This window comes from Aeromonas sp. PrichA-15 (genome assembly GCF_017939245.1).
GTDB classification, from domain to species: Bacteria; Pseudomonadota; Gammaproteobacteria; order Enterobacterales; family Aeromonadaceae; genus Aeromonas; species Aeromonas caviae.
In genome coordinates this window covers 21,423-30,789 of sequence record NZ_JAGKRH010000036.1, presented here as the reverse complement: position 1 = coordinate 30,789, position 9,367 = coordinate 21,423, and the positions used below count along the sequence as shown (strand labels likewise).

At 63.5% G+C, this 9,367-nt stretch carries 7 protein-coding genes; 4 read left to right on the top strand and 3 right to left on the bottom strand.

Annotation, left to right across the window (positions count from 1 at the left end; all coding sequences use genetic code 11):
• Nucleotides 1–211 precede the first annotated feature (211 nt).
• Nucleotides 212–475: a hypothetical protein gene (locus J9889_RS07165; RefSeq protein ID WP_039040440.1), complete on the bottom strand. Its 264-nt coding sequence runs from the start codon at nucleotides 473–475 to the stop codon at nucleotides 212–214.
• Between the two features lie 140 nt (nucleotides 476–615).
• Between J9889_RS07165 and J9889_RS07160 the strand changes: the two genes are divergently transcribed.
• Nucleotides 616–1,137 carry a GNAT family N-acetyltransferase gene (locus J9889_RS07160; RefSeq protein ID WP_049637292.1) on the top strand — a complete coding sequence of 174 codons (522 nt, stop codon included), beginning with the start codon at nucleotides 616–618 and terminating at the stop codon, nucleotides 1,135–1,137.
• 101 nt (nucleotides 1,138–1,238) lie between these two features.
• Here J9889_RS07160 and J9889_RS07155 read toward each other — a convergent pair whose 3' ends face one another.
• Both J9889_RS07155 and J9889_RS07150 read right to left on the bottom strand, forming a co-directional pair.
• Entirely contained in the window at nucleotides 1,239–1,415 is a 177-nt protein-coding gene (locus tag J9889_RS07155) for a hypothetical protein (RefSeq protein WP_010672653.1), read from the bottom strand.
• Nucleotides 1,416–1,886: 471 nt separating this feature from the next.
• Entirely contained in the window at nucleotides 1,887–3,164 is a 1,278-nt protein-coding gene (locus tag J9889_RS07150; RefSeq protein WP_041214319.1) for a sodium:proton antiporter, read from the bottom strand.
• Between the two features lie 204 nt (nucleotides 3,165–3,368).
• Between J9889_RS07150 and metH the strand changes: the two genes are divergently transcribed.
• The 3 genes from metH (at nucleotide 3,369) to rimK (ending at nucleotide 9,288) form a co-directional block, all read left to right on the top strand.
• Nucleotides 3,369–7,064, top strand: a complete 3,696-nt coding sequence (gene metH / locus J9889_RS07145) for a methionine synthase (protein WP_052815859.1) — start codon at nucleotides 3,369–3,371, stop codon at nucleotides 7,062–7,064.
• A 67-nt stretch (nucleotides 7,065–7,131) separates the two neighbouring features.
• The gene (locus J9889_RS07140) at nucleotides 7,132–8,199 is read left to right on the top strand and encodes a Gfo/Idh/MocA family oxidoreductase (RefSeq protein ID WP_052815860.1); all 1,068 of its coding nucleotides are present in this window, start codon (nucleotides 7,132–7,134) and stop codon (nucleotides 8,197–8,199) included.
• Nucleotides 8,200–8,391: 192 nt separating this feature from the next.
• Entirely contained in the window at nucleotides 8,392–9,288 is an 897-nt protein-coding gene (gene rimK / locus J9889_RS07135) for a 30S ribosomal protein S6--L-glutamate ligase (RefSeq protein ID WP_010672657.1), read from the top strand.
• Nucleotides 9,289–9,367 lie beyond the last annotated feature (79 nt).

Below are 9,367 nucleotides of genomic sequence, written 5' to 3'. Positions count from 1 at the left end.
GGGACACGCCGTTTTAGCCTGTGGAGGCGTGGTGCAATCAGGCCGCCCGATGAAGCAGGAACCCGGTACTGCGCGAGCAGCTATCACCCAGTAATGGGAATCCCCCTCCTGTGACGCGAAGCGCTAAGGTGGGGGAGGATGTCAAACTCCCGTCATTGGTGGTGGCAGTAATGATAATGGCTGGCGCCGGGGCTTGCCTAATCGGCCCGGGTCATTCGGCCCAGGGCATCTCGGGCAGGCTGTCGAGGAACTCGCCGTAACGGACGAGGTTGAAGGGGCCCTGTTCGGCCTCCATGGCCATGAGTTCGGCGCCCAGGGCGCAGGCGATGTATTGCAGCGCCTCTTCCCGCGGGGTGCCCTTCATCACCAGGCGCATCAGGGTGGCTTTCACCTGGAGGGGATGGCCGTCGGCGAGCTGGTTCTCCACCATCTCCAGCAGTGTCTCTTCATCAAAAAATTCGGGGGTATCGGTCATGGCCGTTCTCCTGCCTGTTCCATGGGGTGGGCAGTATAGCGGGGACGCGGCTCCCGGGGGCGAAAATATCGTCCGGGTCTTGCCAAGGAAGCGGGGCGGGAGCAGTCTTGGACACTCTCTCTGCCGAACGAGCCCATGTCATGATCCTCTCCGAGCGCCTGGAACTGCGCGAACTGACCGTTGTCGATGCCCCCTTCATTCTCGAACTGCTCAACGATGGTGATTTTCACCGCTACATCGGCGATCGCGGGGTGCGTACCCTGGCGGATGCCGAAAACTACATCCAGCAGGGGCCTGCGGTCAGTTATGCCCGCCACGGTCACGGACTCTATCTGGTGGTGCGGCGGGAAGACGGGGCCAGGCTCGGCATCTGCGGGCTCATCAAGCGCGATACCCTGCCCTGTGAAGACATCGGCTATGCCTTCCTGCCCGCCTGGCGCGGCCAGGGCTATGCCATCGAAGCCGCGCGGGCGGCCATGGCAGATGGCCGCGAACGGCTCGGCATCGAGCGGGTGGTCGCCATCGTCACTCCGGGCAATGAGCGCTCGGTCCGGCTACTCGCCAAGCTGGGGCTGAGTCAGGGCAAACGGGTCAGGCTGGGAGCCGGCGAGGAGGAGTGCCTGCTGCTGGAGGCGCCGGACAAGGAGACTTGCGGGGTCTAGCCACCGCTCGGGGAGCGGGGCCATGCAGACTATGACGTCAGGCAAGGAGGCCGCCGTGAGTTGCGGCCTGTCTGCATCGGGCGCTGCCTGGGCAGGCAAGGTCAGTTGAGCTCTTCGATGGAGAACTCGCCTGCGATGCCATCACAGGAGATGGCGAAGCCGCCGCTGAAGCGGGTGCTGAACTGGATCAGGAACGCATCGTCGTCGTGCTCTTGCACGGGCAGGTTGATGGGTTTGCTGCGACGCAGGGGTTTGCGGATCTGTACGTGTTTCATCATGGTATTTCTCTATATAAATTAAGTGTTTGCTCCTTGTATTGGCAAATGTCAGGTCAATGGGCGCGGTCAGCACGATGGCGGACGAGCGCGCAGGAATACCCAGCCCGGTTCAGGGGCGTCTGCACTTTCAAGGAAGGCGCCAAGGACCACGCGGATGCATGATGCTACTTGGGAGTGGGCAGATCGGGTCTGCACCGTGAGAGCCGGGCAACGCAGGCAGACAGCCTGAACGGTTCTCAAGGCGAGTAAATCAGAAGAAGGTTATGCGGGTACTGGCAGGATTCATCGTGAGGTGAAGCATTGCGAACATAATCAGGGCTGATTAACTAGCCGGCGCGCATTCTCTCCTCGAAATGTGTAAAAAGCAAACACTAATTGTGCGTTCACCCAGTCATTCCCTGTTTTTCTCTGCCACGGGGATGACAAAAGGGCTCCCTTGGGAGCCCTTTTCATTGCCGGTCAGGGACGGGCTCAGGCGTCGCCACAGGCCTTCTTGGCGGCGGTGATCATGGGGGTAATGGTCATGCCCTGTACCACGATGGAGAACATCACCACCGAGTAGGTCATCACCAGGATCACCTGGCGCAGATCGACGTTGTGTTCCGGGATCATCATGACACCGGATGGCAGTGCCAGGGCCATGGCCATGGCCAGACCGCCACGCAGGCCGCCCCAGGTGAGGATGCGCACCGAGAAGGTGTTGTAGCTGCGGAACTTGCGGAACGTCACATAGGGCAGGGAGACGCTGATGAAGCGGGCAGCCAGGCAGAGCGGCACCGCGATGACCAGCAGGATCCAGTCGCGCCAGTCGAGGTCCAGCAGCACCAGTGCCAGACCGATCAGCAGGAACAGCAGGGCGTTGAGGAACTGATCCATCAACTCCCAGAAGTGATCCAGGTGGTGCTGGCTCTGCTCGGAGAAGCCGGAATGACGGGTCCAGTTGCCGATCATGATGCCGGTCACCACCATGGCCAGGGCGCCGGAGACGCCGATCATGTTGGCGAAGGCGAAGCCCGCGGTCGGGATGCAGAGGGTCAGCAGCAGCTCCAGGGAGCCGTCGTCGGTGGCGCTGATCATCACGTGGGCGATGAGACCCAGCACGGCCCCGAACAGGATGCCGCCGAGAGCCTCATGCAGGAACAGACCGGCCACGCTGCCGAAGGTGGGCTCCACGCCGCCAAAGGCCACGGCAAACACGGTGGCGAAGATGACCAGACCGACACCGTCGTTGAACAGGGATTCCCCCTCGATCTGGATGGCGATCTGGGGTGGCGCCTTCATCTTTTTGACGATGGCCAGTACGGCAATCGGGTCAGTGGGGGAGATCAGGGCACCGAACAACATGCAGTAGACCAGCGGCACATCCCAGCCCAGCAGCTTGGCGATGAACCAGAAGCCGTAGCCGATGAGGAAGGTGGAGAGCAGGGTGGCGGCTATGGCCAGAATGGTGATTTCCCACTTCTGGCTACGCAACGCCTTGAGGTTGATGCCAAGGCCGCCGGCGAACAGCAGGAAGCCCAGGATCCCCTTCAACAGGAAGTTCTGGAAGTCGATGCTCTCCATGGTCTTGATGGCGAGAGGCTCCAGATTGAACCAACCCAGTTTGCCAAACAGCACCAGCAGCGCGGAGATCAGCATGGAGCCCGCAGTGATGGCGATGGTGGTCTGGATCTTCACAACATACTGGTTGGCAAAGGCGATGAAGATCGCCAACGCTGCCAGGAAGCAGAGTGTGTAGTAGACGCTCATAGTTATTTTTCTCTTTGGTAAACAGCAAGCACGTATCCCTCTTGAGGACGGGCATAGGGTACTCCCGGGTTAGATCATGCTCATTACCTATTTATGGTTATATTTAATCGTCACCACGGACAGATAGACGGCTAGATTTCCATTTAATTTGATTGCTGCTAGGATGGGCATCACGCAGTTGCATGGATGTAAGGGGTACGAGCGGTGTCGAGCAGAGAGTCGAACAAGAAAGCGGATGTCACAACCAGGCTGGAAGCCTGTCTCAAGGAGCGGATCCTGATCATCGACGGGGCCATGGGCACCATGATCCAGGGTTACAAACTCGGTGAGGCGGACTATCGGGGGGAGCGGTTTGCCGACTGGCATACCGACATCAAGGGCAACAACGACCTGCTGGTGTTGAGCCGTCCCGCCGTCATTCGCGAGATCCACGACCAGTATTGTGCCGCCGGGGCCGACATCCTCGAGACCAACACCTTCAACGCCACCCGCATCGCCATGGCGGACTACGAGATGGAAGCGCTCTCGGCCGAGATAAACCGGGAGGCGGCCCGCCTGGCCCGCGCCGTGGCGGACGAGTGGACCGCCAAGGACCCGGCGAAACCGCGCTTTGTGGCAGGGGTACTGGGCCCCACCAACCGTACCGCCTCCATCTCGCCGGACGTGAACGATCCGGGCAAGCGCAACGTCACCTATGACGAGCTGGTGGCCGCCTACACCGAATCGACCCACGCCCTCATCGAGGGCGGTGCCGACATCATCCTGATCGAGACCATCTTCGACACCCTCAACGCCAAGGCGGCCGCCTTCGCGGTGGACCTGGTGTTCGAGGAGCTGGGTTACAGCCTGCCGGTGATGATCTCCGGCACCATCACGGACGCCTCCGGTCGTACCCTCTCGGGCCAGACCACCGAGGCCTTCTACCACTCCCTTCGCCACGTCAAACCGGTCTCCTTCGGCCTCAACTGTGCGCTGGGGCCGGACGAGCTGCGCCAGTACGTGGAGGAGCTGTCCCGCATCAGCGAGACCCATGTCAGCGCCCACCCCAATGCCGGTCTGCCCAATGCGTTTGGCGAGTACGATCTGGACGCGGTCGAGATGGCGGAGCATATCCGCGAGTGGGCCCAAAGCGGCTTTCTCAACCTGGTGGGCGGCTGCTGCGGCACCACCCCGACCCACATCCGCGCCATGGCGGACGCCGTGGCGGGCATCAAGCCCCGCGCCCTGCCGGATCTGCCGGTAGCCTGCCGGTTGTCGGGCCTGGAGCCTCTCATCATCACGGCGGACTCCATGTTCGTGAACGTGGGTGAGCGGACCAACGTCACCGGTTCGGCCAAGTTCAAGCGCTTGATAAAAGAGGGGCTCTACGACGAGGCCCTGGATGTGGCCAAGCAGCAGGTGGAAAACGGCGCCCAGATCATCGACATCAACATGGATGAGGGGATGCTGGACGCCGAGGCGGCCATGGTGCGCTTCCTGAACCTCATCGCCGGGGAACCGGATATCGCCCGGGTGCCGGTGATGATCGACTCCTCCAAGTGGGAGGTGCTGGAGGCGGGCCTCAAGTGCGTGCAGGGCAAGCCGGTGGTCAACTCCATCTCCATGAAGGAGGGGGAGGACAAATTCATCGAGCAGGCGAAACTGCTGCGTCGCTACGGCGCCGCCGTCATCGTCATGGCGTTCGACGAGGTGGGCCAGGCTGATACCCGTGCCCGCAAGTTCGAGATCTGCCAGCGCGCCTACCGCATTCTGGTGGACCGCGTCGGCTTCCCGCCGGAAGACATCATCTTCGACCCCAACATCTTCGCGGTGGCGACCGGCATCGACGAGCACAACAACTACGCGGTGGACTTCATCGAGGCGGTGAAGGACATCAAAACGCACCTGCCCCACGCCATGATCTCCGGCGGCGTCTCCAACGTCTCCTTCTCCTTCCGTGGCAACGAGCCGGTGCGCGAAGCCATCCACGCTGTCTTCCTCTACCACGCCATCAGGAACGGCATGGACATGGGGATCGTCAACGCGGGCCAGCTTGCCATCTACGAAGACATCCCGGCCGAGCTCAAAGAGAAGGTCGAGGCGGTAGTGCTGAACCTCAACGACAACGCCACCGAGGCGCTGCTGGCCATCGCCGAGAAGTATCGCGGCGCGGGTGCCCAGGCGGAGGATCCGCGGGATCAGGAGTGGCGCAGCTGGCCGGTGGGCAAGCGGCTCGAACACGCCCTGGTCAAGGGGATCACTGATTTCATCGAGGAGGACACCGAGGAGGCGCGCGCCCAAGCCGAGAAGCCGCTGCACGTCATCGAGGGGCCGCTGATGGACGGCATGAACGTGGTGGGCGATCTGTTCGGCGCCGGCAAGATGTTCCTGCCCCAGGTGGTGAAGTCGGCCCGGGTGATGAAGCGGGCGGTGGCCTACCTGCAACCCTACATCGAGGCGGAGAAGTCCGGCGGTTCCAGCAACGGCAAAATCGTGCTGGCCACCGTCAAGGGCGACGTGCACGACATCGGCAAGAACATCGTCGGGGTGGTGCTCCAGTGCAACAACTTCGAGATCGTGGATCTCGGGGTCATGGTCTCCTGCGAGACTATCCTCAAGACGGCCCGGGAAGTGAACGCCGACATCATCGGCCTGTCGGGCCTCATCACTCCGTCCCTGGACGAGATGGTGCATGTAGCAAAGGAGATGGAGCGTCAGGGGTTCAAGCTGCCGCTGCTCATCGGCGGTGCCACCACTTCCAAGGCCCACACCGCGGTGAAGATAGAGCAGAACTACTCCGAGCCCGTGGTCTATGTCTCCAACGCCTCCCGCGCCGTGGGGGTGGCCCAGAGCCTGCTGAGCCCGGAGCTCAAGCCCGCCTTCGTCGCCCGCATCGACAAGGAGTACGAGATTGCCCGGGATCAGCATGCCCGCAAGCAGCCGCGCTCCAAGCCGGTCAGCCTGGCCCATGCCCGGGCCAACCGCCATCAGCTGGACTGGGTGGGCTATGAGCCCCCGGCGCCCCGGGAGCCCGGCGTACAGAAGTTCGAAAACGTGCCCATCTCGGTGCTGCGCCCCTACATCGACTGGACGCCGTTCTTCCTGAGCTGGGAGCTGGCGGGCAAGTTCCCCCGCATTCTGGAGGATGAAGTCGTGGGGGAGGAGGCGACGCGCCTCTACGCCGACGCCAACGCCATGCTGGACCAGCTGGAGAAGGATCAGAGCGTGCGCTGCGCCGGCATTGTCGGCCTGTTCCCCGCCAACGCCGTGGGGGACAGCATCGAGGTCTACACCGACGAGACCCGCACCCAGGTGCGCAAGGTGCTGCACCACCTGCGCCAGCAGAGCGAGAAGCAGGGCTTCCCCAACTACTGTCTGGCGGACTATGTGGCGCCGAAGGAGAGCGGCAAGCCCGACTGGATCGGCGCCTTCGCGGTGACCGGCGGCATCGGCGAGGAGGCCATCGCCAAGGCCTACAAGGCGGACCACGACGACTACAACGCCATTCTCATCCAGGCGGTGTGCGATCGCCTCGCCGAGGCCTTTGCCGAATACCTCCACGAGCAGGTGCGCAAAGTGCACTGGGGCTATGCCCCGGACGAGGCACTCAGCAACGAGGAACTGATTCGCGAAAATTATCAGGGGATACGTCCGGCGCCGGGCTACCCGGCCTGCCCGGAGCACACCGAGAAGGGGAGCATCTGGGAGCTGCTGGACGTGGAACAGGCCATCGGCATGCAGCTCACCGAGTCCTACGCCATGTGGCCGGGGGCGGCGGTATCCGGCTGGTACTTCTCCCACCCTGAGAGCAAATACTTCGCGGTGGCCCAGATCCAGCAGGATCAGGTGGAAGACTACGCCCAGCGCAAGGGGATGACCCTGGCAGAGGCCGAACGCTGGCTGGGACCCAACCTGCACTGATCCCCGTCTGCCTCGCCTCACGCGGTGCGGGGCAGACGCCGGGTACGCACGCCATATCGAGGTTGCCATGAAGATTGGATTTGTCGGTCTGGGGGCTGTGGTGCAGACAGCCTATCTGCCTGCACTCGCAGCCCTGGCCGAAAATACCGAGATATGGGGCTTTGATCCCGCCATCACCCTGCCCGGCGTCATGTCTGCGCCGACCCTGGAAGCCCTGCTGGCCAAACCCCTGGATCGGCTGGTGATCGCCACCCCTTCCCTGCTGCATCTGCCCGTGTTGGAGCAGGCACTGGCCAGCGCCATTCCCCTCATCCTGGTGGAGAAACCCGTGGTGGCCACCCTGGCCCAGCACGATCGCCTGCACGCCCTGCTGGCGGACCCCGAGGTCGCAGCCAGGGTGCTGGCGCTGGATCACTGGATGGCCCGCAATGCCATCCAGCAGTTGCTGCTGAGCGGCAAACTGGATGAAGGCTGGCAGCCTCGGGCACCAGGCTTCGCCGGGGTCGGGCTGGCCACCCTCGCCGATATCAGCGCGGTGGAGGGCTTTTTGCTGGAACCCTGCGGCCTGGACGAGACGGGGCATCCCTGTGCCCTCAACTTCGCCACCGGGGAGCCGGATCGGCGGGTCCTGCGCCATCCAGACGGGGTGATCCTCGACATCGGCACCCATCTGCTGGCGATGATCCGGGAACTGCTGGTGGCCCTGGGTGGAGACGACCGCCTGCACCTGATCGCGGAGGACGTCTGCGACCGGCTGGGGCAGCCCATCCGGCGCGGGGATCTGGAGACCGCCGAGGGGCGAGCCTGCCTGCGCGGCGAGGCGGCAGGGGTGCCCCTGACCCTCTGGCTCGACAAGTATGCCGGTCCCGGGGTGGAGAAGAAGGGGCTTTGCCTGCACTTCAAGGACGGGCGGCGCATCGAGCTGCTTCGCCGCGGCAACCTGGAGTGGCTGCACCATCACGACGTCGACGGGATGCGGGGCTGGCAACATGAGGGACCCCTCTATCGCCACTGCATCGCCCAGACCCTGCTGGCCCCCGTGCCTTTGGGAGGCTGGGCCGGCACCACGGCGCGCCGTTTGCAGGAGGTCGCCCTGCTGCTTGAGTTGCAGCAAGGGCTGCGCGGCCCCCATTGACGTCGCTGTGGGCCATCGGGCATGAGGGCTGGTGGCTGGCGCCGTCTTGCAGAACGGTCTGTTCTTGAGTGCGGCACTCTCGGTTTTTGCCTGTTCTTGCAGAACCGCGCATGGTGAGGGGAAAGGATTGGCGTTGCCAGTCGTTCATGGCACCTTATACTCTCCAGTCCGATTATCAGGTCTGCCATTTCCATGAATATTGCCATTTTATCCCGTGAGCCCAACAACTACTCCACCCGCCGTCTGGTCGAGGTGGCCCGGGCCCGTGGGCATCAGGTCGAGGTGCTCGACACCCTGCGCTGCTACATGAACATCGCCTCCCACAGCCCCTCCATCCATTACGAAGGACGGGAGCTGGAGAGCTATGACGCCGTGATCCCGCGCATCGGTGCCAGCATCACCTTCTATGGCACCGCCGTGCTGCGCCAGTTCGAGATGATGAGCACCATGGCTCTCAACAGCTCGGTGGCCATCTCCCGCTCCCGGGACAAGCTGCGAGCCATGCAGCTGCTCTCCCGTCACGGCATCGGCCTGCCGGTGACCGGCTATGCCCACAGCACCCACGACGTACCGGATCTCATCACCATGGTGGGGGGCGCCCCCCTGGTGGTGAAGCTGCTGGAGGGCACCCAGGGGATTGGCGTGGTGCTGTGCGAAACCCAGAAGGCCGCGGAGAGCGTCATCGAGGCCTTTATCCAGACCAACAACAACATCCTGGTGCAGGAGTACATCCGCGAGGCCAACGGCGCCGACATCCGCTGCCTGGTGGTCAACGGCAAGGTGGTGGCCGCCATGCGCCGCCAGGCCCAGCCGGGGGAGTTTCGCTCCAACCTGCACCGGGGTGGCACAGCCGAAGCCATCAAGATCACGCCGGAAGAGCGTGCCACCGCCGTGCAGGCCGCCAAGATCATGGGGCTGGACGTGGCCGGGGTGGACATCCTGCGTAGCGCCCGCGGCCCGCTGGTGCTGGAGGTGAACTCCTCCCCCGGTCTGCAGGGGGTGGAAGCCGCCTCCGGCAAGGACGTGGCGGGCAAGATCATCGAGTTCCTCGAGCTCAAGGCGAGCCGCAAGCACAAGCCGGCGGAATGAGTCCCAAACGAGTGTCAGACAGGTAAACACAGGGCGCCCTCGGGCGCCTTGTTGCTATCTGGGGGGTGGGCTGGAAGGC

Excerpts from the sequence above, each read along its gene's own strand:
- J9889_RS07160 (WP_049637292.1), top strand. The coding sequence starts at position 616 with ATGATCCTCTCCGAGCGCCTGGAACTGCGCGAACTGACCGTTGTCGAT.
- J9889_RS07155 (WP_010672653.1), bottom strand. The coding sequence starts at position 1,415 with ATGATGAAACACGTACAGATCCGCAAACCCCTGCGTCGCAGCAAACCC.
- J9889_RS07150 (WP_041214319.1), bottom strand. The coding sequence starts at position 3,164 with ATGAGCGTCTACTACACACTCTGCTTCCTGGCAGCGTTGGCGATCTTC.
- J9889_RS07165 (WP_039040440.1), bottom strand. The coding sequence starts at position 475 with ATGACCGATACCCCCGAATTTTTTGATGAAGAGACACTGCTGGAGATG.
- J9889_RS07140 (WP_052815860.1), top strand. The coding sequence starts at position 7,132 with ATGAAGATTGGATTTGTCGGTCTGGGGGCTGTGGTGCAGACAGCCTAT.
- rimK (WP_010672657.1), top strand. The coding sequence starts at position 8,392 with ATGAATATTGCCATTTTATCCCGTGAGCCCAACAACTACTCCACCCGC.